Raw genomic sequence first — 24,460 nt, 5'->3', positions numbered from 1 at the left:
CAAAATTTTACATGTCAATTTATAAAAAAGAAAAAAGATGGCAAAATACCATCTTTTTTCTATATTTAAACCGTTTTTAATTGTTCACTCTCATCCTCTTCATCTGGCTGGATGAAAAAGAGGACCAAAAATAGTGAGATGAGACTGCAAATGGTCGAGAGAATAAAAACAATGGAGTCCCCTTTATCCATTAGATAGGCAAAAATCGGAGGTCCTAAAGCAACACCAATAAAACGCATACTGCTATAAAATGACGTAATGGTACCGCACTGCTCTTTTTCAATTCCTTCTGTAATCAGCGCATCAAGTGCAGGCAGCACAATACCGATGCCCACTCCGCCAATGCTTAAACAGATAAACAATACGTAAAAGCTGTGATTCCACCATAAAAAAATATAAGAAAGTGATAACAAAGCCATCCCTACAATTAAAAAGATTCTCATTTTTCCTTTTTCTTTTCCAATCGTTTTTCCAGCAATGTAGGAACTGATTGATAGAAAAAGGAGCGGAATACTCAGCAAGAGCCCTTTTTTGACGCCCTTTATTTGATAAGCCGCCTCTAGGTTATCGGATAGGTAAAAAAGCACACCAAAAAGAAGAAACATAATAAAACCGCCAATAGCAAAAATGGCATAAAGCCAGCGTCCCTCATGCTTAAAAATGGTCTTTGTTGATTTTAAAAATTCTTTAAATGTAGGCGGGTCCTCCTCTTTTTTCGCCGACTCTACCATGAACAGTACCATGAGAAAGCTGATGATCGAAAAGAACGGGATGAACCAAAAAGGCACAAACCAAAACCATGAAGCAAGAAGTGCCCCAATAATAGGGCTTAGTACCTTACCTGCTGTATTAGAGGTTTCAATGGCGCCAAGTCCTGCACTGACCTCTTCATCATCATGAAACAAATCTCCAATAAACGGCATAACGACAGGTGCGGCTCCAGCTGAACCAATACCTTGAAGGACCCTTCCAAACAGAATCCACATATAAGGTTCTTTCATGATCGTTGAGGCGACTGCTGCCACAGCTCCTCCAAGTCCGGCGATTAAAAGACACGGCAGCAGTACCTTTTTCCGCCCAATCCGGTCTGATAAGTAACCGGCGATTGGAATACATAAGATGGCTACAACCGAATATACCGTAATAATGAGAGAGACTTGAAAGGAAGTAATTGAGAGTTTCTTTTCTATCTCTGGCAATACTGGTATTAACATCGAGTTCCCTAGTGTCATGATTAGAGGGACTGATGATAATGCAATGATATTCTTTTTACTGACTGTTTTCTCGCCCAACATCATTCACCCAATTCTATATACTGTTACGTATTAGTGTGGCAAGTTTGACGAGTATTATGTATGGGCAAACAAAAAGCAGACGCCTATGGAAGCGACTGCTTGTTAAAATCGTTTGCGTATGACATGAAAGCTGAATTTATCCGCTCGAAAATAATTGAGGGAGTATAAGACCGGCTGATCATCCTGATCATAGTGCATTTGTTTCAGTAATAATAACGCCGTTTCAGGGTCACAATCTAGAATCGGTGAGACCTGATCGTGGTAGCCAATTGGTTCAATGTCAGCAACTGCATATTTAATCCCGCTGTGCGGTTCTCTTCCAAACAGCTCAAAAAGAGACTCTTCTTCATGTGTAAAAGAAGCGGGAAGATGTTTGACCGGAATTTTATCTAAACAATAAACAACTGGCTGCCCATCTGCCGTTCGAACGCGTTCCATTGAAAAAATCCCATCAGATTTATCACACTGAAAACGAATGACATCATTCTCTGTTGGCTCCCCTTCTTGCGAGGATAAAAAGATGGTGCCAGGCGTCATATTGACCTGCTCAATCATTTTCGTGACACTTGTCAGCTGTTCTATGCCTGTCGAAAAAAGTGGTCTTGAATTGACGAAAGTCCCTACCCCATGCCTTCTAATTAAATACTTCTCTTCTTCTAATATACGAAGGGCCTCACGCAGTGTCGCTCTGCTCACACCTAAAAGTTTTGAGAGCTCAAACTCAGAAGGCAGCTTTTCTTTTTCGGCATATACACCTGTTTGAATATCTTCTTTAATACGGTCAATCACTTTCAAATATAAATGGCGATTGTCTGTTTTGGTCGACATGTTTTCCCTCCGTCTAATCAATGCAAATGATAAGATGAGAAATCTCTATTCCGAGATAAGTTGAACATAACTATATCATGTTTTTGCAAATAAATAAATAGTCTGACATCCAGTTAACATAATCATACTATCGTTTACTATTTTTCAGGAAAGCTCTCTTCAATTATGAAGAGAGCTCGTCATATTGTTCTTTTGAGAGAAGAACTTCTCTCGGTTTACTTCCTTCATATGGGCCTACCACGCCCCGCTCTTCCATTGCGTCAATGAGACGTGCCGCCCGAGTATAACCGATGCGGAATCTTCTTTGCAGCATAGAAACAGAAGCCGTCTGCATGCCGATAATCAATTCAACTGCTTCATCATACAGATCATCTTCCACAGCCGCAAGCTGATCCTGCGTTTCTTCGCTCGGAATCATTTCCTCTTGGTATTGAGCTTTTTGCTGTGTGATCACGTGATCCACAACATGCTCCACTTCTTCATCTGATAAAAAGGCGCCTTGCACACGAACCGGCTTGTTTGCACCAACAGGTAAAAACAGCATGTCCCCTCTGCCTAGAAGCTTTTCTGCGCCTCCCATATCAAGGATCGTCCTTGAATCGGTTTGTGAGGATACGCTAAAGGCAATGCGGGACGGGATGTTGGCCTTAATGACACCTGTAATGACATCGACAGAAGGTCTTTGTGTGGCGATAATCAAATGAATTCCCGCAGCACGTGCCATTTGAGAAAGTCTTGTAATGGAATCCTCCACATCAGAAGAAGCGACCATCATTAAATCTGCAAGCTCGTCTACAATGACAACAATATAAGGAAGCTCTGGCTGTTTAGCATCTTCTGTTTGATTCATCCGTTTAATGTAATCATTGTATCCTTCAATATTTCTTGTCCCCGTATGCGAAAACAATTCATAGCGGCGTTCCATTTCGCTGACTACTTTTTTCAGTGCCTGCGAGGCTTTCTTAGGGTCAGTTACGACAGGAGCCAAAAGGTGCGGAATACCGTTATACACATTTAATTCAACCATTTTCGGATCAATCATCATCATTTTCACTTCATGAGGCTTCGCTCTCATGAGAATGCTTGTGATAATACCATTGATACACACACTTTTTCCGCTTCCAGTCGAACCTGCTACAAGCAAATGCGGCATTTTGTTCATTTCAGCAAGCACGGCTTCACCCGAAATATTACGGCCGAGTCCAATGAGGAGCTTAGCATTTGGACGGTCATTTTGCTTCGATTCTAATACCTCTTTTAATGAAACCATAGCAATTTCTGCATTCGGAACTTCGATGCCGATGGCTGATTTGCCAGGAATCGGCGCCTCAATTCGAATGTCCTTTGCTGCGAGCGCGAGGGCTAAATCATCACTTAGATTGACGATTTTGCTGACCTTCACACCAACATCTGGATATACTTCATATTTGGTCACAGCTGGACCTAAATGAACCTGTGTGACTTTTGCTTTCACACCAAAGCTTTGAAATGTTTTTTCAAGCTTTCTGGCATTTTCATAAATATTTTTCTTATCTGTTTGCTGACCTGAATGCTGGGGCTCTGCCAAAATATCAAGTGACGGCAATTCGTAATCTTTGTTTTCAAGTTCTGTAAATGTCATCGGAGGCGCCTCTTTTGGTTCATCGGCTGTATCTGATTGAACTGGTGCACTTTGCACAGAGTCCTGAAGAGGCGCTGTCTCTTTTGCCGCCTGCTTTTTTTGAACCGTCGGAGTGAGAATGTCATCTCTGTCTGCAAAGCTTGAAATAATCGGCTGGCTATTATCAGAAGACGGCGTTTCCTCTTCGATCAAGATCAGATCATCCTCGTCTTCTTCTTCTTGAATGCGTGAACGTTTTTTCTTTTCACCTGTTTTCTGAGAGGACGCGCTCTTTTTGGCCTGCCTGATTCCTTTCATATCTTCAACAAAGGCTTTCCACTGCTTCACCATAAATTGTGATAGAGGAATCGTCACTTTTTTCACCATTTCCTGAAGGGATCGGTTTGTAATCAGGACAATTCCAATCAGCATCAGAACAATCGCCATGATTTGCGAGCCTGCTTGTGCAAATAAGAAATAAGAAGCAGCAAACAATACGGCTCCGATCATGCCGCCCCCTAAATCAGGCGATCCTGTTTCACCTTTCATATCCATCAAGAAGAGCTCAAATGTATTTCTAATCACACTTTGAGAGCCAATGACACCAGCAGATGAAAGATGCTGAAAGAGCTTCACATGTGACAAAAGCAAGACGCTCGCAATGATGCAGTAGAGACCTGCTTTTCTTCTTGTTAAAATATCTGGGATTTGTTTTTTCCAGAAAATCGTCACACCAAAAAGAAATAATCCGATAAGACAGAGAATGAACCATTCACCTGCAAAGAATCGGAATAGATGTACAAAGGTTTGTCCAACAACGCCCAGCTGTAAAATGGCAATGATCGCTATGGCAATACAGACTAACCCATTTAATTCATATTTCAGTTTTAGCTGTTTATTTTGTTTTTTTCTCGTTTTCCGTTTTCTCTTTTTAGCCATACTCATCACCTTACTACGAAAGAAAATATAACCTACCGAAAGATCAGAAAGAAAGCAGCCTGGTTTTGGCTGCATCTTGTTGTAAGTTTTCCCTTTATTATAGCATAGAATCATTCATATGAGTCGGTTTGATTGGTGCCTAAATGTAACTTCAATCGCTTGCCTGGTGCAAGCTCTTGATTGAGAAAATCCATTGGATTGGTGCTCATGACTTGAACAATTTCTGCTTCATCTTCTTTCATTTCAACCATCACTGGCACACCTTGAATGTTTACCTGCTGGAGCTTGCGTTCTCCCTGTTCCTCAGCGTAAATGGCTTCATATGGCATAGGCGTATATAAAATCATTGGATCAGCCCCTCGTTTTGAGATGCCCTGTCTCCAATAAGTTCGTTCAACTTTTTAATCGCTTGTCCTACACCGCCCACTTCATTCATGAGTCCGTATTCTGCTGCCTCATGACCAACGACATTTGTTCCGATGTCTCTCGTCAAATTGCCTTTTGAGAACATGAGCTCTTTAAACTTCTCTTCTGTAATGTTGGAGTGGCTTGTAACAAAGTTAATGACTCTTTCCTGCATTTTATCTAAGTATTCAAAGGTTTGCGGAACGCCAATCACAAGACCTGTTAATCGCACAGGATGAATGGTCATTGTGGCTGTTTCTGCAATATACGAATAGTCACACGATACAGCAATCGGGACACCTATCGAGTGGCCGCCGCCAAGCACAATCGAGACAGTTGGTTTCGATAAAGAAGCAAGCATTTCTGCAATCGCGAGTCCCGCTTCAACATCTCCTCCTACTGTATTTAAGATGATCAGAAGACCTTCTATTTTCGGGTTTTGTTCAACAGCTACGATTTGTGGAATGACATGTTCGTATTTGGTTGTTTTATTTTGCGGTGGAAGCTGCATGTGGCCTTCAATTTGTCCAATAATGGTGAGGCAATGGATATTTGTATCTTGCGGCAGCTGCGGAACGGCTGTTTCACCAAGCTGCTGTATTTTGCTCATAATGCTGTCTTTTTCTTCTGGCTTTCGCTCAGGCTGCTGTTCATTCTTTTCGTCCATTTGTCTCCATCCTTTCCTCAAACTCTTCTCCTATTATGAACAAATAGGGCATATTCCATCCGCATTCCTCATGCCACATCAAAAAAGCCCAAAGAGCTTATGCTCCTTGGGCTTTATCATCACACTTCCATAATAATTGGAATGATCATCGGCTTACGTTTTGTTTTTTCATATAGGAATTGATTTAGCACATCACGCATGGATTGTTTCAATGTTGACCATTCAACAATTGAGTTTTCCGTTTGCTCTTTGACAATCTCTTTGACCATTTCTGTTGCTTTCACAATCAGCTCTTCGGATTCTCTTACATAGACAAATCCTCTTGTGATGATTTCAGGTCCAGAAATTAATTGTTTCTTTTGTTTATCGAGCGTAATGACAACAATCAAGATACCGTCTTGAGACAATAGACGTCTATCGCGTAACACGATGTTTCCGATATCACCAACGCCAAGACCATCGATCAAAATGTTTCCTTGATGAACTTTTTCACCGATTTTGACGTTCTGTCCTCTAAACTCAACAACATCTCCTTTATCAATCAAGAAAATGTCACTGCGTTTCATACCTACTTCTTCAGCAATACGAGAATGTGCTTTTTGCATACGATATTCGCCATTCACCGGAATTAAGTACTTCGGTTTTAGTAAGTTCAGCATCAGCTTTAACTCTTCTTGGCACCCATGTCCAGATACATGTACACGTTTTTGCGCAAAAATGACTTGTGCTCCGCTCCTTGTAAGGAAATCCACTGTTTTAGAGTATGTGAGTTCTTGTCCAGGAAGAGGTGTAGATGCAATCACAACCGTGTCATCTTTTTCAATATGAAGCTGTTTGTGATTTTGCTTCGCCATTTTTGTTAAAGCAGCAAGCGGCTCTCCGTGGCTTCCAGCGGTCAGGATGACCACGTCGTTTTTCGCCATTTTCTTCACTTCTTGAACGGGTACAAATAATTCTTCGTCTGCTGTAACATAACCAAGCTTGATCGCCAGCTGAAGGGTTGTCATCATATTCTTCCCTGCAACGGCAAGCTTACGGCCATTTTGATTTGTTGCATTAATGATTTGCTGCACGCGGTTAATATTAGATGAAGACACAGCAACAATCACACGATTTTCAGCATTGTACATCGCATTTGAGATTTCGTCTTGGACGAGCGCCTCAGAAGGTGTATAGCCTGGTTTTTCCGCATTTGCACTGTCTGAAAGTAGTGCTAAAACGCCGTTGTTTCCAATTTTCGCAATCTCTCCGATGTCACAGGCTTGGTTAAGCGCTGGGGTTTGATCAAATTTAAAATCACCTGTGCATACGATTGAACCAAGAGAGGTTTTGAAGCTGATCCCAACTGAATCAGGAATGCTGTGATTCGTTCTAAAGAACGATACTTTTGTTGTTTCAAAAGTAATAACTGATTTTGCATGTACCTCACGCAAATCAGCTTTTTGATTGAAGCCATACTGCTTTAATTTTTCTCGAAGTAACGCAAGGGTCAGCTTCGTTCCGTAGACTGGTACAGACAATTTGCTCAAGCAATGGAATACGCCTCCGATTGCTTCATCATGTCCGTGGGTAAGAAAAATTGCTTTCACCCGATCAGCACGCTCTGTTAAATAAGAGATATCAGGAATGACGACGTCAATGCCCAGCATTTCATTTTCTGGATGCATTAAACCTGCATCTACTACATATATGTCCGAATCAATCTCAATGACATATAGGTTTTTTCCGATTTCTCCAACGCCTCCGAGTGCAATAATTCTTACGTTCTCTGTATTTTTCTTTTTCAAAATTCTTATCCTCCTAGTCTCAAGCCCGTCCATCATCGCTTAATGCTATTATAACTGAATCTAATTTTAGAAAACAAGATGAAGTCACATTTTAAGAAAGTGTTTATGTATAAAAAACGGTCATACTCAGGGACATCTGAGAATGACCGCTTACGAAATCTTTTGTTTTGATCAGCTGTTTAAAACGCTGCTTAAATCCAGTCTCTCTTCTTCTGACAAAGGCAAAAGCGGAAGACGAACAGATCCGACATCTAGTCCTTTCAGCTGAAGGGCTGTTTTGACAGGTGTTGGATTTGGCGCTGAGAAAAGCTGTTTCATGATTGGAAGCAGCTTTTGATGGATCAATGCTGCATTCGCTGTCTGGCCTGAAGCATAGCTTTTCAGCATTTGCTGCATATCCAGCCCTACGATATGAGACGCAACCGAGACAACTCCTTTTGCACCAACAGATACAGCCGGAAGTGTTAAACTGTCGTCCCCTGAATATACGTCGAAATCTTCTGGCGTCTCTGCAATGATTTTTGTCATGGCATCAAGATCGCCGCTTGCTTCTTTGATGGCAACAATGTTAGGTATTTGCGCAAGCTTAATCGTTGTTTCTGGTGCTAATGACGCAGCCGTTCTTCCTGGTACATTGTAAAGCATGACAGGAAGAGATGTAGACTCGGCAATGGCTTTAAAGTGTGCATACATGCCTTCCTGTGATGGCTTGTTGTAATAAGGTACGACAAGCATCACTGCATCAACGCCCGCTTCTTCTGCTTTTTTCGTTAGTTTGATAGACGCATTTGTATTATTACTGCCTGTTCCTGCAATGATTTTACAACGACCATTTGCTAATTTGACCGATTGCTGAAAAAGAGCGACTTTTTCTTCATTCGATAAAGTTGGCGATTCGCCTGTTGTCCCTGCAATGACTAAGGAGTCACTGCCATTTTTTAACAAGTAATCAATGAGAATTGATAGCTTTTGGAAATCGATGTTGCCCTTTTTATCAAAAGGTGTAATCATAGCTGTTGCGATATTTCCGAAATTCATTTTTTTCACCTCATCATGATTCAATCACATTTATCTTGAAAGTTCAAACACTTCATGCAGGGCATTGACAGCCGCTCTCATGTTTTCTTCGTTCACTAACACCCAAATGGTCGTATGACTGTCAGCCGATTGTAAAATCGGAATGTTTTGCTCGGATAGAGCCGTTACAATTTTAGATGTGACACCTGGTACACCCATAATGCCTGCGCCAACAGCTGATACTTTCGCACAATTTGTTGTCACAATTGGTGTATAGCCAAGATCTTTTAGGATCGACGTTGCCTTTTCAGTCATTGCACCTGTCACTGTATACACAATTTCACTCGGTGTGATATTGAAGAAGTCGACACTGATTTGTGCGTTTGCCATTGCTTTGAAGACCTCTGTTTGTACGCTGTACTGACCTTCTTTTGCAGGGACTTTGATTTGTGTCACATCATTGACATGTGCAATACCCGTAATGAGGCGGTCATACACATCATGGCTCATTTTATCTGAGTAGTGTGATGTAACGAGCGTGCCCTCATCATCAGAGTATGTTGAACGCACCCTCATTGGTACTTTTGCCTGCATCGCAATTTCAACAGCTCGCGGGTGAATGACTTTTGCCCCTTGATATGCGAGGTTGCAAATTTCCGTATATGTCACGACTCTCAGCGGTTTTGCATTTTCAACAATGCGGGGATCTGCTGTCATAACGCCTTCTACATCTGTAAAAATATCAATAAAGTCTGCCTGCAATGCAGCGCCTAAAGCTGCTGCGGACGTATCACTGCCACCTCGTCCGATTGTTGTCACGTCTCCATTTTTCGCGGCTCCCTGGAACCCAGCGACAACGACAACATCATGTTCAGACAGTGCTGCTTCCAGACGTTCGCACTTCATGTCAATAATTTTCGCACTTGTATGCTCCTTATCTGTCACAAAGCCCGCCTGAGCTCCAGTCATCGCTACAGCCTTTAGACCGTTTTCATTCAGCATACTTGAAAACACAACAGCTGAGATATTCTCTCCGCAGGAAACAAGCAAGTCTTTTTCTCTGTTTGTCATATGCTGCGCGCTGCCGTAAAGCAGACCGAGCAGCGTATCTGTCGCATAGGGATCGCCTTTTCGTCCCATTGCAGAAACGACAACAACCGACTTATAGCCTTTCTCTTTTGCAGATAAGATATGTGCAAGTGCCCTTTTTCTACCTTGATCATCTTTGACAGATGTACCGCCAAATTTTTGGACAATTATTTTCACTGTTTTCACTCCAAGTTCATTCTGACGTAACAGAAGAGAGCAGGCGAAAGATGCCTAACTCTCTTCTGTTCGTCCTCATCATCCATTGAATGTTAAACTAATTTTAATGCTTTTAAGCTTTCTGCAATTTGAACAGAGTTCCATGCAGCGCCTTTAAGCAGGTTATCAGATACAATCCACATATGGAACCCGTTTGGACGGTCCAAATCTTTCCGAATGCGGCCGACAAATACGTCGTTTTTCCCAACAGCATCTGCTGGCATTGGATAAATTTGCTGAGACGGATCATCTTGCAGCGTAATTCCTGGTGCATCTTTTAGAATTGATTTGAGGTCTTCCACTGTTGCATCATTTGATTCTAGTTCGACGTAGACAGATTCTGAATGACCTGTTTCAATTGGAAGCCTTACGCATGTTGCCGCTACTTCCAGCTCAGGCATATGCATGATTTTTTTCGTTTCGTTGATCATTTTCATTTCTTCGAATGTATAACCGTTGTCTTGGAATTTATCAATTTGCGGAATCGCATTAAATGCAATTTGATAAGGCATGACTTCTGGTGTTACATCCTCTTTATTTAAAATGGCTTGTGATTGGCTGTATAGTTCGTCAATGGCTTCATGTCCCGCACCTGATACTGCTTGATACGTAGAGACAATGACTTTTTTCATTCCATATGCCTGACGAAGCGGTTCTAATGCCGCTACCATTTGAATCGTTGAACAGTTAGGGTTTGCAATGATCCCTTGATGATCATGCAAATCTTTTTCGTTTACCTCTGGTACGACAAGAGGGATGTTTTCGTCCATACGAAAAGCACTTGTGTTGTCAACAACAATCGCACCTCGTTTGACTGCTTCAGGAGCCAGCGCTTTAGAAACATTTCCTCCAGCACTGAATAATGCAATGTTCACTCCTTCAAAGCTTTCAGGTGTTGCTTCCTGAACAGTGTACTCTTGACCTCTGAATGTCACTTTTGTTCCAGCAGAACGTTTTGAGGATAGTAGAGTAAGTGTATCCATTTCAAAATCTCTGTCAGCTAGTGTATTTAACATTTGTTGACCGACAGCTCCAGTCGCTCCAACTACAGCTACATGCAATCCTCTTCCCATCAGTAAAACTCCTTCCGACCCATCCATGATTCTTTTCTTTCGGATGGCCATCCTATGACTTTTTACATTTTATTTTACCATAGAAAAGCAAGGCTTGAAGCATCTTTTTTGAATCTTTCATGATTTTCTAGTGAATCTATTATTCGTTTGGTCCAATTAAAATTGGCTGAATTTGTCTATGCTGGAGTGCCTCTTCTACTGTTTGAGTTAGCAGATTCATGTTCGCGACCATAGAGGTCGGTTTTTTGAATGGATCATCCTGACCAAACGGAATAAAGAAAATATTCTTTGTCGACATGAGCCTCATCAGATTTGTACCATTTAAACCTAACGCATCATTTGTTGAGATTCCTAAAACGACAGGTCGATGATTCCGTATGGTTGCTTTAGCAGCCATTAAAACAGGACTGTCTGTCATGGCATTTGCAAATTTCGCCATCGAGTTTCCAGTTAAAGGAGCAATGACCATACAATCAAGCGGCAGCTTAGGCCCGAGCGGCTCTGCTTTCACGATTGAGTCAATCGCTTGAAATCCAGTCAGCTTCTCAATCCGCTCGATCCACTCGGCTCCATCTCCAAATCTCGTATTCGTGCTCTGCACCGTGTACGACACCACTGGACGCACCTCTGCCCCTTCTTTTACAAGCGCTTCGATTTGCGGAAAAACAGCCTCATACGTACAGTGGGAACCTGTTAAACCAAAGCCGATTCTTTTCCCTTTTAATGTTGTCATGATTCCATCCCCCTTTTTTCCTCCGCAAGTTCACATAAAAGCCCGGAAAGCACTTTTGCAATGATTTGTCCTGCTGTTTTTGGTGCAACAATCCCCGGGAGTCCTGGTGCAAGAAGTGCCTTCACTCCGTGCTTTTGTGCAAAGTCAAAGTCTGTTCCGCCTGGACGGGAGGCGATATCCAAAATGAGTGTCTTTGGTGTCATGCTGACAATGACAGATGAATCTAATACAAGACTTGGAATGGTATTGATGATAATATCAACATCCGTTACTTCCTCTTTTAACTGGTCCATTGAAAATGGATGAAGTCCCATCTCAAAGGCCCGCGCTAAATGTGCTGTGTCTGCCGCCCCTACTTTTACGTCTGCCCCTAGTGCCCGAAATGTGCGGGCAATGGTGAGTCCTGTTCTTCCAAGTCCGAGGACTGCGACATGAGACCCGTGAATCGTATAGTCCGTTTGCTGAATGGCCATCATGATAATTCCTTCAACTGTTGGAATAGAGTTATATATGGCAATATCATCTCGCTCAAACAGCTTCACAAGCTTCCGGTTCACCTGCTTTGCCAGATTGTCTAAGTACGTATTTGAAATACCTGAGTACAAGATACAATGGGCAGGGGTTCTTTCTAAATATTTAGCTTCCAGCAAGACCTGCTCGTTTGAAAAAACTGTAGCAACAGCGCCTTCATCCGTTGTCCCAGATACTGGCAGGATCATACTGTCTACTTGTTCGAATGGAAGTTCAGACATTTTCAGCTTTTCAGCACCGATAAATCCATGATCCAGCTGGTCAAATCCAACCAAAAATACTTTGGCATGCTGCTGTGACAACTTGCGAATAATTTCAAGCTGCCTTGCATCTCCCCCGATCACCGCAACCGTTAAACCGCTCAACATACTGACCGTTCACCTTCTTTATTTAAAAAAGTCTGTAATATTTTCTGAATCTCCCTTTCAGCATATGAGGAGAGGATTCAGCCTGTGAACAAATCAGAGAGAGAAAAGAAAAAGAGCACCCATTATTGCGGGTGCTCTTTTTCTCCGTGCAGCTGAAGTTCTTCAGGCACATCGAGAATGATCATATCTGATCCTATTTTTTGAATGTGATTCCACGGGACGCGGATGTCATTTCCTTGTTTTCGAAAGCCAAACCACTTCACGGAAGGTATAATGAGTGCTGTAATTTGACCGTCCTGTTCATTGATTTCAAGGTCAGTTTGTCCAAGCACGCCAAGCCGCTCCGCTCTTTTAATATCGACGATCTCTTTTCCCGACAGTTCACTCAGCCTCAAAATCGCATCACTTCCCTTCCGTATCATATATGCAGCAGGCAAGAGAAATAGACCGGATCTCTTTAATGACTAGTTTGGAGAGGAAGCCGAGCCTCTTTCATGTAGTGATCATGCCATAATTCCAAGTTGTAAAGCATCCAGACTTTTTGATCCGCTCCATTTTTGTTTATCTGATTCGAATGATTTCGTAAAAATTGCTCTAGCGGCTTTCTTTGAAACAGTTCTGTTGCAAAGCTTTGTTGATCAAGAAGCTTCTCTTCGATTTCTTTCATCCTTTTGCTCATCCAATGATACACAGGAACCGGAAAACCCATTTTTCTTCTATATAATATACGCTTATCCACCGTTTGCTCCATTGTCTTTTTTAACATATATTTCGGAATGTCTTGTACCTCACTTGTTTTGAGACTCGACTGAAAAAAGGCTTGCAGCCTGCTAGGCAGTCCTTTATAAGGAAGCTTATATTTGAAGGGCATGTCATTGACAAATTGGATGATGCGATGATCAAGAAATGGAACACGCGCTTCTAGTCCATGTGACATCGTCATCATATCCAGCCGGTCTAACAGATTGGGTAAATGAATCTGCTGAAATAAATAGAGCAGTTTATTTTCATAAGACTCCCCCTCCATCTTTTGAAAACAATGGGCAATAAACTGGTTCATGTGCGAGTCAGGAGGATCAATTGAATCAGCGTGACGACTTAAAAGCAGCTCTTTTTCGCCAGCAGTAAACCATGCATACCTTTTTTTGTAATGATCCATCTCACCTTCAAGGTGGATCATTTGATGCACCTCGTGCTGAAAGGATGGTTCAAATAATACCTTAGAAAGGATGGAGGACAGTTTTCGGTTTTTTTGAAGCCATAAAATTTTCCGCCAATCTGCTGGACTCCTAAAGACACGTCCATAACCTGCAAACAATTCATCCGCTCCTTCACCACATAAAACAACCGTCACGTGCTTTTTTGCTTCCAGTGACATATGGTAAAAAGCGACTTCATGAGGAATCGAAAGAGGATGATCTCTTCGCTTCACAACTTCAGGCAGTAATTGAAAGTACTCTTCTTCACTCATTAGATGTGAGTGAAGCTTGACATTGTATTGATCTGCCGCGAGTTTGGCATAACTTTCTTCAGAAAAGCCTTCCTCTTCAAAGCTGGTCGAAAAACAATGAATATTCTCGTTTTTGTATTTGGACATCAAAGCGACAATCGAAGTCGAATCCACTCCCCCGCTCAAAAAAGCTCCCACAGGCACATCAGACATCATCTGTTTTTGCACACTATCTTGAATTAATTCAAACAATTCCTTTTGATAATAACGTTCTCCCCGATCGATCCCATCAGCCGGAAGCGGATATTGCCAGTAGGCCTCTTTTGTTATGCCTGTTTCATCTATTCTCAAGATAACACCTGGGGGTAATTTTTGAATTCCTTGAAAAAAAGTCTGCTCTCCGATCGAATAACGGAAGGATAAATAACTAAGAACAGCCTCCGGCTCAATAGCAGTTTTTATGTCAGGATGCTGAAAAAGAGCCTTCATTTCCGATCCAAAAATAAGCCCTCCCCGGCATTCTGAAACATACAGCGGTTTGATCCCAGACCGGTCTCTAAACAAATAAAGTGCTTTCTTCTTTTTATCCCATATCGCAGCTGCAAACATTCCGTTTAATTGCTCAACAAAGGAAATTCCGTATTCTTCATAACCATGAACAAGTACTTCTGTATCTGTCTGCGTACGAAACAAATGGCCTTTATTCCATAATTTCTCTCTTAAATCTTTGAAATTATAAATCTCACCATTTAGAATCACACAGATAGAATCATCTTCATTTGTTATTGGCTGCGGTCCAGATTGAATATCAATAATGGAAAGCCGCGTATGAACCAAACCAACTGAGTCATCTTGATATACACCACTATCATCAGGTCCACGCACAGCAAGTGCGTTTTTCATCTTCAGTAAGATGTGAGGATCTAGTGGTGCTTGGTTAAAATGACAATAACCTGCAATGCCGCACATAGACATGGCTCCCTTCCATTAATGATTTGACTGCTGAATCGTCATTGCGAAAATATGCATAAATGGATTATCTTGAAAGCGAATTTCATCAAAAACTACTTTTTTAGAGAAGGTGAGCGAATCAAGCCATAGGTTTGATGTCATATGATGATTAATGCCGGATACCGTATGAATATAATCAAATGCATATGCCGCTCGATCATGAAATGCAGGTTCACGTTCAATCACATCCGTTAATGAAAGCCGAGTCTCACAGACAACGTTCCCCTCTCGTAATAATGAAATCTCTTCGTAAAGATTGCCATTGGATGAACAGCCAACGACATGAAGCGCTTCTGCTTCAAGTGGCGGAAAATGAAGAGACTGTCCCTCTAATTCAATATTGTCTCCTTGATCTTGATATATGAACTGAAATGGAATCCCTTCGATAAAAGGATCTTGCACGTTCATAATTAACTCAGCCGGCAAAGAAGCTCCGCCAATTGTTAATTGGCCTTTTTCATATTCATTTTGATATGTGATGCCTCTGTTATTGACATAATTATGAAGAGAAAGAGTTTGATAAGTCTTCATTTTGAATCACCTCTTTTAGTTCTGTGAGCAGGCTGGTCTCCACTTCTAATGTTTTTTGAAACCGATTCGCCGTTCTTTCTATCATACTGCGAGGATTTTTACTGAGGCCTACTCTAGCCGTAAAATTGGCGAGTACTGTCCAGCTTTGATAAGCATCTTCAAACGCTTGAATAAGGGGATGTAAAAGCTCATTTTCATAAGAAGATAGGAATGTCACCATATGTTTTCTGGAGTTAGCCACATCCTTTAGTCCTTCAAAGTAAACATTGTCTAATAAATTTCCAGTTTCATTGTCTTTGATACTATCAATATAATCCCTTTGAATGACTGAAATAGCGCCCAGCCCTGTGACAGCTCCAGGCAAATCAAAATGCGGCGGTGCTCCTTCTAATATGGCCGCATGCTCTTTTAATATCACCAGCACATCCGGTTCTTTCTGAAGTTCCACATGTTTGATCCACTTATAACGATTTTCGGTTCGAGGTGTATGTTCATATACAGAGCGCGCAGCTTTCATAAAATGGTCTTTACTCAATGTGCCATGATAGGAGTATGCATGATCACTGACCACTGCATGATCATCATTCACCTCAAGTACTTCCAATGTGTGATACCCATGTTCTCTTTCGTAAAATGGACAGTACGGTAATTCAAATATATCTAGGGAAACAGACACAGTCCCTCCGCTTGGATGCTGTTTAAACACACGATTGATATAGAGGTCTAATTCCTCTTCCGTGTAAAAAATTTCTTCTAAATGAATGCCATTATGATGAAGAATATCCTCACGAAAATGTTTAAAGGAACCGATCAAAACAAACCCTTTGTTTTGGGGTCTATAAACAAGGCCTGCCTGCCTCCAAATCCTATCAATTTCAATCCCTTTTCTAAGAAGCATGGCTGCAATCGTTAATTGAGAACAGTTTAAGTAATTGTTCCGGTAAATAGGTGCTGCAGTAGCCACTTATGTCTCCTCCTTTTTCTTGCCATCATACCCATCGATTTTTTAACGGGATAATGCCCAGCTCTTTTTTCGCAATCACTTCTTTTAATAAATCTTCAGAAGGCGGATGAAATTTTGCCGCTTTCACATCTCGGCTTAAACGCTCGAGCAAAGCTCCTTGCTGTAATGAAGAAAAACCCTCGACCTGAGAAGCTAGCTGCACGATTTCTTCTGCTGCTTGCGTCACAAAATGTTTTGTAATCAGTGTCTTCGTATACAAATCACTTGAGTAATGATTTTGTTTCTTTTCTTGATCTGCTTGCTGAGCGCAAGCCATAAGCTGAGAATGTGCAACATCTAATTTAATTTTCATATCTGCAATACGAAATTGTGGACCTGGTAAAAAGGCTGATTTTTTCTTGGAAATTCGATCATTTCTTTTATATGCCATACCGAGGGCATGTTCATATGCTGCTTTTGCAATGCCATAATAAACAGCTGTAACAGCTAGACGAAACCAGTAAATTAAATTTTCAGTATCTTCTATCGCATAGCCTTCCCGTCCGATTAGCTGATGATCGGGTATAAACACTTGGTCAAAATGAATGTGATGACTCATCGATGCCCTCATGCCCGAATAATTCCACGATTCTTCAATCGCAGCGCCTTCAGTAGGTAATGTCATTAATAGAGCCGTCATTCCATATTGAGATGTGCATGACGACGGAGCATACTGACAATAAATCGGTAAATATTTAATGCGCGGTGCACCAGTTACTGTAAATTTAGTTCCGCTCACAAGATATCCGCCATCTGTTTTTTCTGCGGTAATGGTCGGAATTCCGTCCATTTGCTTACGCTGATAAATAAAAATCACATTCGGATCGCTAACAGAAGCGATTAGTTCTCCTGAACGCCGAATATCGTCAAAAACCATGGCCTGCTGCTCACTTGTAAGCACTTCAGAAAATGCGCCGAGCGAATAGTAATGCATCGCCATAATGAGTCCTGTCGACGCGCATCCTTTAGATATGTGTGACAAAAGAGTCACCGTTTCTTCAAATCCATATCCAAGACCCCCGTCTTGTTTCGGCATATTGGCGACATGTAATCCACAATCAATCAGTTCGTCTAGATTTTGATGCGGGAACTGAAATTTGTCATCAAGCTGACTCGCCCTTTCCGAAAATTGCAAAATAAGACGATCAATCGTTTCTTGACGTAGCTCTGTCAGTGTCATATTCACCCCTCCTTTGTGTAAAGAATAATCTATTTTGTTTTAATAAAAGATCATCCGGGGTCCCTCTCTCTCGAATGACATAATCGTTTCCTTCAAACAAAAGCAGCTCTAGCGGAGAAGAATGACCTAAAAATAAGGTAGGACTGTAGCAAAGTCCATATGCCCCAGATTTCTCAATACAAAGAAGATCACCTACATCGCCTTGCGGAAGCTCCACCTGCCGGCCAATTAAGTCTTCCGGAGTACATAGTGGACCTACAATCGATTGTTTCACTACAGCTGAGGGCTTGCTGGAAGGTTTAATGAGCCGCATTGGATAATTATTGCGGAGCAGCCTGCCTCTAAACGTCATCGCTTGATGATGATGCATTCCTCCATCTGCAATTAAAAACGTCTGTCCTTTTGATTCTTTTACATATTGTATAGTGGTTAAATAAACCCCACATTCCGCTAAAAGGAATCTCCCCATCTCAATAATAAACCTCGGAAATTCCAGCTCAGTTTCGTACGTTCGAATCAATTCCGCTACGTTTTGAAATAAACGTTCAGCATGAAGAGGTGTCTCATGCTGAAAATACGGAATGCCAAACCCGCCGCCTAAATCAACCATCTGGCATGTTAGTCCAAATTCATTCTTGATTCGAACAGCTGTATTGAGCGTGTATTCAAACGATGATAAAAGCGATGTTTCATCAAGAACCTGCGTTCCCAAATACATATGAATCCCTTTAAATAAGAGCGAATGATCATACTTCTGAAATAGGTCAAATACGTCTTTCAGTTTGGATTCATCTATCCCAAATGGACTTGGAACTCCACCCATTTTGATTTTTGCCCGTGACTCAATGGATTCAGGATTAATCCGAATTCCTACTGATACCTGTTTATCCTGATGCTTTGCAGACTCAGCGATATAAATGAGCTCTTCCTTTGATTCGGCGATAATACAATAGATCTCATGCTGAATAGCGGCATCGATCTCTTGCTTCTGCTTACCAGGGCCAGAAAAAATGATATGCTCCGGGGAATAACCTGCTTTTACAGCCATAAGGAGCTCTCCTGCAGAAGCCACTTCTATACCAGCCCCAAAAGACCGTAACAGTGACGCAATCGAGGCATTTCCATTGGACTTAAATGAAAAGAACACCTCAGCTGATTGATGGAGCCATGCTGTAATGTGATCATAGTGATCTTTTAATGCATCTCCATCGTATACATACATCGGCGTCCCATAACCATTCGCTTTCTCTAAGAGCGTAGCGTCATTTTTCGGCAAATTCCCTCCCCCTTTCAGCTGAAAATTCCATATCATCAAACTTTTTCAGCATATGAATCTGCTTGTCCTTCTTCATATGGTAAAACAATATAAACAGTCGATAGTGCCACATATCATCCGCTCTCGTTTTACCGAAAGTATAAATAAAAAACCCACCATCTTCTCCGGGATCGAGTGCTTCTGTTACCTCCGTTAACACATCTTCAAACGGCAGGTCGGCACTGCTTGAGAATCTTTTAAAGCGGCTTTCAATATATTCGTAGGTTGAAAAAAAACGGCAAATGATTGGGAGTAAATAAGTAACCTGCGTAAACCGTGCATTTATTTCAATGATCGGTATGAGCTGTTCATTTATATCAATGATCGAATCAACGCCAACCACGCCTCGATACCCTTCTGCATATAGAAGCTCTATGATTCGATGCATGCTTACTTCATATTCACGTTTTTTGTCGTGTTCATAAATAGGCGCAAAATTCGTCCCTAAGTAGATGCCGTCCTCATTGATTTTCTGTTCTGTAATTGAAAGTAAGTGTGAATCTTCCTCTTGAATGAGCAATTGGGCATTTAAAGATCGCTTAATTGGATGCCATCCCTCTAAGAGGAGGTCTGTTTGAATTTTTCTTCTTTCAATAAAAGTCACTAACTGCATGAATTCTCTCTCGTTTTTTAAAATACGAAGTCCCTTACCAGATGATCCATAAGGTAATTTCAGAACCATTTTTGAGAAATGATTCGCCCTTAATTCTTCATACGTCTGTTTTAACTCGTCAGCATTTTGACAAACAGCACCACACGTAACATTAAACTGATGTTCTTCTGCCCACTTTCTAGTCGAAATCTTATGATTAAATCGCTTTACGAGTGTTGGATTTGAACCATAAATCTTTCTTTTTTCAAGTGACGAATCTTGATCAACCGATTCATCTAAAAGATAGGGTACAATGAGTCCCTTTAAATTGAACGCATCTTCTTTTTGAATCATATGTGGAAGCTTGATACCCTGCTTTTCCAAATAGGCTAAAAAAGCAGGTTCTGGCTGATGATGCATGATGACATGATGATCCTTAGAAGCAATCAAAAGCAGTTGTTGTTCTTGCTGAAGAACGAGTTCATTTTGAACATGGTCTGTCATAACAGGTAAAGCCTTTGTTTGATCCCAGATTTGTTCTTGATTCATATTCCCAAACCATATCACGTCGTTTCTTCCCTTAAAATCAAATAGAGCTGCCGGATCTTTCATCACACTACTCCTTATGAACAGAATGCTTTTTAATTTCTAAAGACCGATTAATGTGAAAGAATCGTTTACGAATAGGCTGATTCCATGTATGAACGACATCATTTGCATCCAGCACTTCGGATAAATAAGCAAGTGATTCAGGCTGAAGTGCCTCCATGACAAGATCAGGAATCGTATGAGGAAAGACTTCATTCACATAATGCAAAGCAAAATAGACCATCTTTCCAAAGCCATACGCTTTCGTTCGACGGACAAACAACTCCACATCCAATAGGTCATCTCTCATAAACATGCCATATATATCAAGCAGCTTATAAAGCAGTAAATCTTTCATTGACTCCACTTCATTTAAATAAATCGCCTCTTTGTAAAAATGAATACATAAGAAAATCAGCATATCCTCTTCTTTTAATGACCATACAAGGTGCTCGTCAACAGACGTTTGAATTCGTCTAGACAGCATTTCTTGGACAATTGAATCTGTCCGGTTTCCTGTCATGAGGTCAACTGAAAACTGAACATCAATTTTATGACAGTCAATAAAGCGGCATTCTGGTGTAGGTTTCATGTAGGTGTAGGTTTGATGTGAGTTCATGATGAGGTAAAGAATGTCTTTTCGTTTCGCAGGTGTGACTGTCTCCGTTTCATAATTCCAAGAACCTTGAATATAGCCTAATTCTTTTAATACATGTCCAGTTTCTTGCAGCTGATCTTGTGAGATAAAGAGATCGTTGTCCCCAAATAAGCGAAGCCCTACATCGCCGTATGCCCACTGGCCAATCACACTTCCTTTTACAATGGCATATTCAATTCCTTTTTGATCAAGTGCTTGAAATAACTGATCGTTTAACGTGATATTGTCTCGTGCCGTTTCTAATTGCCCCTTATACATAATCTCTAATGACTTTAAAAAATAAGTTGCTTTAAAATCTTTTCTTAAATGAATGGCGTTACGTTTAATATTTATCCATGCAATACCAGCTGTCCGATGAACATGTAGCATTCCAAGAATGACATTCCAGTCTTGCTGCTGATACAGAAGCTCCTGCATCTCTTCTATCTGGCTGTCTTCTAAAAAAGGAGTAGATAAAATGAGGGCTGTGTGCTCTTCTTGAGTCAGATTACTTTGCAGCATAGTGACCCTCCTTTATATGAAGCATCTCATCCGGCCAATTCGTTTTATTTCGACCGTATGTTTGTAAAAATACTTGAACCCATCGATCGATACCAAATGCGGCACAACCCGAATAAAGCGGCTTATCATTTTCTCCCTTGATTTGGAACCTTTCACAAAGCATCTCTCCACAGTCGTTAAATGAAGCGATCGAAACGTCTTTCTTTTCTGTCACAGCTACTAACTCATATTTGCTGTTTGCCATTAATTGATAATTCGCTTTATCCATATCATCATAAAAGAAAAAGGGGTCATTTGCGGTGGTGACCTTACCACTAAGGCCAAGCTGATGAAAACATTGCCATGTGTGTTCAAGAAGTGTTTTTCTTGTTTCGTTAATGTATTCGTTATCACCGATAAAGACAATTTCACGCATACTAAATTCTAGTTTCCTTAGAGGATCTACTTTCCAAGAAATTTCATGTCTAAAACACTGCCCCGCTGCTGTCATCATTTGATTGTCTGTATAGGTCTTGCCTTCCCATTCCTCGTAGCAGTGATAACAAATGCACGGCTGTAAAAATCGACCTGCTTGCTGGAAGTGTTCAGGCAGAAAACCATGATGCTTTTCTCGAATGTCATCAATAACCTGGTAATCATGAGGTATTTCAAAAACAGAATAAATATTTTGCGGAAAATTTGTATGGTATTTACACTTTTCCATTAATTCTTTACTCATCGTAGAAGGGTATTTTCTTAATTTGGCCCCAAGTGAAGCCCCCATATTTAAGAATAATTGATCAAAATAGTGTGCGAGTTCCATTTCAATTTCGTCATAGAAAGTTCTCTTTTGGTCATCCCCGCTTAGTTTCGAATGAACAGGCTCACTTTTTAAATGAATATTTGATTTCATTTCCTTTTCACGAAACCTCCGCAGTTGAGCTACATTTGACGATAACTTTAAAAACGCAGCTGATATTGCCTCTGCATCTCCTGTATGATCGACTGTTACTTCAATAACAGATTCCTCTTCAAGAAGATCAACGTGCAAAATATGGGCTGATAGAAAAGAAACTCTTTCCACAAAATCTGGTATCATTGTATCTTCTATTGCATCTGGTAAAGGCAGCTGAAGGGTTCTCAACTAAATTCCTCCCTTTTTATTGATCACTTTTGATGCTTCTAATGGTTGTGAAGCTTTATCAAGATAATTATAAATAGACTCCCCCAGATGAACATCACATAACTCAATCGCCGATGGATGGCTATCTTGAACTGCCAGCCCCCACCTCGCCTTCTTGAGCAGCAGTCTGTCATTATGACCATTTCCAAAAGCAATCACACGATTTAAATCACTTTCTCCAAAACAATCTAATAAATGGCGTTCAAGCATATCCGCCTTACAAATTCCTTTCGGGGATACCACTTGTGCATTTAAAAACTGGGCATCCGCAACATCACAATGACAATCTCTTAATAGATGAGCGATATCTATTTTTTCTTTCGGTAAAATAAATAGTTTTGTCACACGGTCAAATGTGAATTCTTTCTGATGACCAACCTCTATTTTTTCTCGTGGAAATGTGTAAAGCATGCAATATTTCAACTTAGCGCTTTTACTTGATGCCACATGCTTCCCGTGTGATTCCATGACAAATTCAGCTTGACCATCAAGTGATGAGATAACCTGCCGGCATATAGCAGCATCTAGAGATTGTTTAACGTCAAATGTTTTCTTTTGATGATGGCAAATCACATTTCCATCATTCAGCAAAACATCATGATGAAATAAATTGAGTAAAGAAGGATCTAAGTTCAGAGAGAAGAAAGAATCATAGGTTCTGCCTGTGACAATTATTGAAATAATGCCTCTTTGGCGCAGCATGTTCACTGCGCCATAGACATCACCAATAAGCTCGCCTCGGTCATCAATTAATGTTCCATCCAAATCAAAAGCGGCAAATTTTATCTCGCAAAGATTTAGTTCTGCTTCCACTGATCACACCTTTTTCAGCTCAGCATTTGCTACATATTCATTGAATAAACGCAATGATTCTGAATCTACTTGTCCAATTGGAGGGCTTTTGAATAAGAATGGGCAGACGTCATGTATGACACCGCTGTGATTCATATCTTTAGCTGCTTTTGCTACGCGCATTGCGTTAGCGATAACACCAGCTGAATTCGGAGAATCTTCTACTTGTAAACGGATTTCAAGCGAAATGTCTGAATCTAAAACAGAATTTCCTTCCAATCGCAGGAAGCAGACTTTATGATCCCCTAAGTAGCTGACATAGCCATTTGGACCTGCTGCCACTTCGCTGGCATCAATACCAGAGGCAAATAATGCTTTTCTCTTCGATTTTTGTTTACTCGTTGATCTCATTGGGTTGGCAAGGTTTAAAAAGTCTGTATTACCACCGACATTCAATTGGTACGTATTGGTAATATCAATACCTCGGGATTTTAATAGCTCAATTAACGCTGTATGCAGTGTTGTGGCACCTAAATGACTTCTTAAATCATCTCCAAGGAGCGGGGTATTCGACTCTTCAAACATTTTGACAAATTCAGGATCATTTGCCACTGGTTCAGGTGTCGCATTAATAAAGGCAGTTTGCGCGTGTGCACACGCCTCTGCGTATACTCGAACTGCTTCAAACGAACCTGTCGGTAAGAAGCAGACTAGTACATCTGCCTGAACGTCCTTTAATCTTTGCGTCACATCATGTGTGTTCATTTTTAATGAATGTTCATGCGGCTGAATGCAGTTGGACAAATCTCCTTCAAGACCATCACATAAAGGACCTGCTTCAACAGGTACTTGGAAAAACGGAACATCAATATGTTTAACTGCAGCCGTTGGTTTAGTAAAAATAGCCTCTGATAAATCTTTTCCTACTTTATTTTGATCTACTTCAAAAGCTGCAACAAATTCCACATCAGACAAGTGATAACCTCCAATGACATCATGCATAACACCGGAGAGCGTATCCATCTTTTCCTTTGCCAATTCTACAAATTGAACGATACTTGAAGCGCATGATCCTACTCCTGCAATTGCTACGCGAACTTTTGTCATTTTCATAACCCCTTTTTTAGAA

22 protein-coding genes are annotated in these 24,460 nt (G+C 40.9%); all 22 read right to left on the bottom strand.

Annotation, left to right across the window (positions count from 1 at the left end; all coding sequences use genetic code 11):
- Positions 1-65: 65 nt before the first annotated feature.
- The gene (locus MHB69_RS08230) at positions 66-1,298 is read right to left on the bottom strand and encodes an MFS transporter (RefSeq protein ID WP_170825840.1); all 1,233 of its coding nucleotides are present in this window, start codon (positions 1,296-1,298) and stop codon (positions 66-68) included.
- Positions 1,299-1,397: 99 nt separating this feature from the next.
- Positions 1,398-2,123: a GntR family transcriptional regulator gene (locus tag MHB69_RS08225; RefSeq protein WP_024424122.1), complete on the bottom strand. Its 726-nt coding sequence runs from the start codon at positions 2,121-2,123 to the stop codon at positions 1,398-1,400.
- A 163-nt stretch (positions 2,124-2,286) separates the two neighbouring features.
- Positions 2,287-4,662 (bottom strand): DNA translocase FtsK, encoded by a 2,376-nt coding sequence (locus MHB69_RS08220; protein WP_342496155.1) that lies wholly within the window; start codon positions 4,660-4,662, stop codon positions 2,287-2,289.
- Between the two features lie 110 nt (positions 4,663-4,772).
- On the bottom strand, positions 4,773-5,009 hold the full coding sequence (locus MHB69_RS08215) for a YlzJ-like family protein (RefSeq protein ID WP_008344712.1): 237 nt from the start codon (positions 5,007-5,009) through the stop codon (positions 4,773-4,775).
- Entirely contained in the window at positions 5,006-5,734 is a 729-nt protein-coding gene (locus MHB69_RS08210) for a ClpP family protease (protein WP_024424124.1), read from the bottom strand. The genes MHB69_RS08215 and MHB69_RS08210 overlap by 4 nt, the downstream gene beginning before the upstream one ends.
- A 119-nt stretch (positions 5,735-5,853) precedes the next feature.
- Positions 5,854-7,521, bottom strand: coding sequence for a ribonuclease J2 (gene rnjB / locus MHB69_RS08205; RefSeq protein ID WP_034281883.1), 1,668 nt, complete (start codon positions 7,519-7,521; stop codon positions 5,854-5,856).
- Between the two features lie 171 nt (positions 7,522-7,692).
- Entirely contained in the window at positions 7,693-8,559 is an 867-nt protein-coding gene (gene dapA / locus MHB69_RS08200) for a 4-hydroxy-tetrahydrodipicolinate synthase (RefSeq protein WP_342496154.1), read from the bottom strand.
- A gap of 30 nt (positions 8,560-8,589) precedes the next feature.
- Positions 8,590-9,804: an aspartate kinase gene (gene dapG, locus MHB69_RS08195; protein ID WP_034281880.1), complete on the bottom strand. Its 1,215-nt coding sequence runs from the start codon at positions 9,802-9,804 to the stop codon at positions 8,590-8,592.
- 92 nt (positions 9,805-9,896) lie between these two features.
- Complete coding sequence (gene asd / locus MHB69_RS08190; protein WP_342496153.1) at positions 9,897-10,916, bottom strand: aspartate-semialdehyde dehydrogenase; 1,020 nt, start codon at positions 10,914-10,916, stop codon at positions 9,897-9,899.
- Between the two features lie 139 nt (positions 10,917-11,055).
- A complete protein-coding gene (gene dpaB, locus MHB69_RS08185; protein ID WP_046311007.1) occupies positions 11,056-11,649 on the bottom strand; it encodes a dipicolinate synthase subunit B in 594 nt (197 codons plus the stop codon).
- Positions 11,646-12,548 (bottom strand): dipicolinic acid synthetase subunit A, encoded by a 903-nt coding sequence (dpaA, locus tag MHB69_RS08180; protein WP_041117424.1) that lies wholly within the window; start codon positions 12,546-12,548, stop codon positions 11,646-11,648. Before dpaA ends, dpaB begins: the two co-directional genes overlap by 4 nt.
- A 122-nt stretch (positions 12,549-12,670) precedes the next feature.
- Positions 12,671-12,943, bottom strand: coding sequence for a YlmC/YmxH family sporulation protein (locus MHB69_RS08175; protein ID WP_034281978.1), 273 nt, complete (start codon positions 12,941-12,943; stop codon positions 12,671-12,673).
- A gap of 62 nt (positions 12,944-13,005) precedes the next feature.
- A complete protein-coding gene (gene asnB, locus MHB69_RS08170; protein WP_342496152.1) occupies positions 13,006-14,973 on the bottom strand; it encodes an asparagine synthase (glutamine-hydrolyzing) in 1,968 nt (655 codons plus the stop codon).
- A 12-nt stretch (positions 14,974-14,985) separates the two neighbouring features.
- Positions 14,986-15,540 (bottom strand): hypothetical protein, encoded by a 555-nt coding sequence (locus tag MHB69_RS08165; protein WP_342496151.1) that lies wholly within the window; start codon positions 15,538-15,540, stop codon positions 14,986-14,988.
- Positions 15,509-16,504 (bottom strand): hypothetical protein, encoded by a 996-nt coding sequence (locus MHB69_RS08160; protein WP_342496150.1) that lies wholly within the window; start codon positions 16,502-16,504, stop codon positions 15,509-15,511. Before MHB69_RS08160 ends, MHB69_RS08165 begins: the two co-directional genes overlap by 32 nt.
- A 25-nt stretch (positions 16,505-16,529) precedes the next feature.
- Positions 16,530-17,723, bottom strand: a complete 1,194-nt coding sequence (locus tag MHB69_RS08155) for an acyl-CoA dehydrogenase family protein (RefSeq protein ID WP_342496149.1) — start codon at positions 17,721-17,723, stop codon at positions 16,530-16,532.
- Positions 17,689-18,999: a type III PLP-dependent enzyme gene (locus MHB69_RS08150; RefSeq protein WP_342496148.1), complete on the bottom strand. Its 1,311-nt coding sequence runs from the start codon at positions 18,997-18,999 to the stop codon at positions 17,689-17,691. The genes MHB69_RS08155 and MHB69_RS08150 overlap by 35 nt, the downstream gene beginning before the upstream one ends.
- Positions 18,986-20,242: an ATP-grasp domain-containing protein gene (locus tag MHB69_RS08145; RefSeq protein WP_342496147.1), complete on the bottom strand. Its 1,257-nt coding sequence runs from the start codon at positions 20,240-20,242 to the stop codon at positions 18,986-18,988. The genes MHB69_RS08150 and MHB69_RS08145 overlap by 14 nt, the downstream gene beginning before the upstream one ends.
- 4 nt (positions 20,243-20,246) lie before the next feature.
- Complete coding sequence (locus tag MHB69_RS08140; protein ID WP_342496146.1) at positions 20,247-21,377, bottom strand: nucleotidyltransferase family protein; 1,131 nt, start codon at positions 21,375-21,377, stop codon at positions 20,247-20,249.
- Entirely contained in the window at positions 21,364-22,500 is a 1,137-nt protein-coding gene (locus MHB69_RS08135) for an aminoacyl--tRNA ligase-related protein (protein WP_081124398.1), read from the bottom strand. The genes MHB69_RS08140 and MHB69_RS08135 overlap by 14 nt, the downstream gene beginning before the upstream one ends.
- Positions 22,501-23,352, bottom strand: coding sequence for an HAD hydrolase family protein (locus MHB69_RS08130; protein WP_342496145.1), 852 nt, complete (start codon positions 23,350-23,352; stop codon positions 22,501-22,503). It lies immediately after the preceding gene.
- 3 nt (positions 23,353-23,355) lie between these two features.
- Positions 23,356-24,438 carry a myo-inositol-1-phosphate synthase gene (locus tag MHB69_RS08125; RefSeq protein ID WP_034281869.1) on the bottom strand — a complete coding sequence of 361 codons (1,083 nt, stop codon included), beginning with the start codon at positions 24,436-24,438 and terminating at the stop codon, positions 23,356-23,358.
- Positions 24,439-24,460 lie beyond the last annotated feature (22 nt).

The organism is Bacillus sp. FSL K6-0994 (assembly GCF_038630815.1).
GTDB lineage: Bacteria > Bacillota > Bacilli > Bacillales > Bacillaceae > Bacillus > Bacillus safensis.
This window is presented reverse-complemented; position numbering and strand designations above follow the sequence as displayed.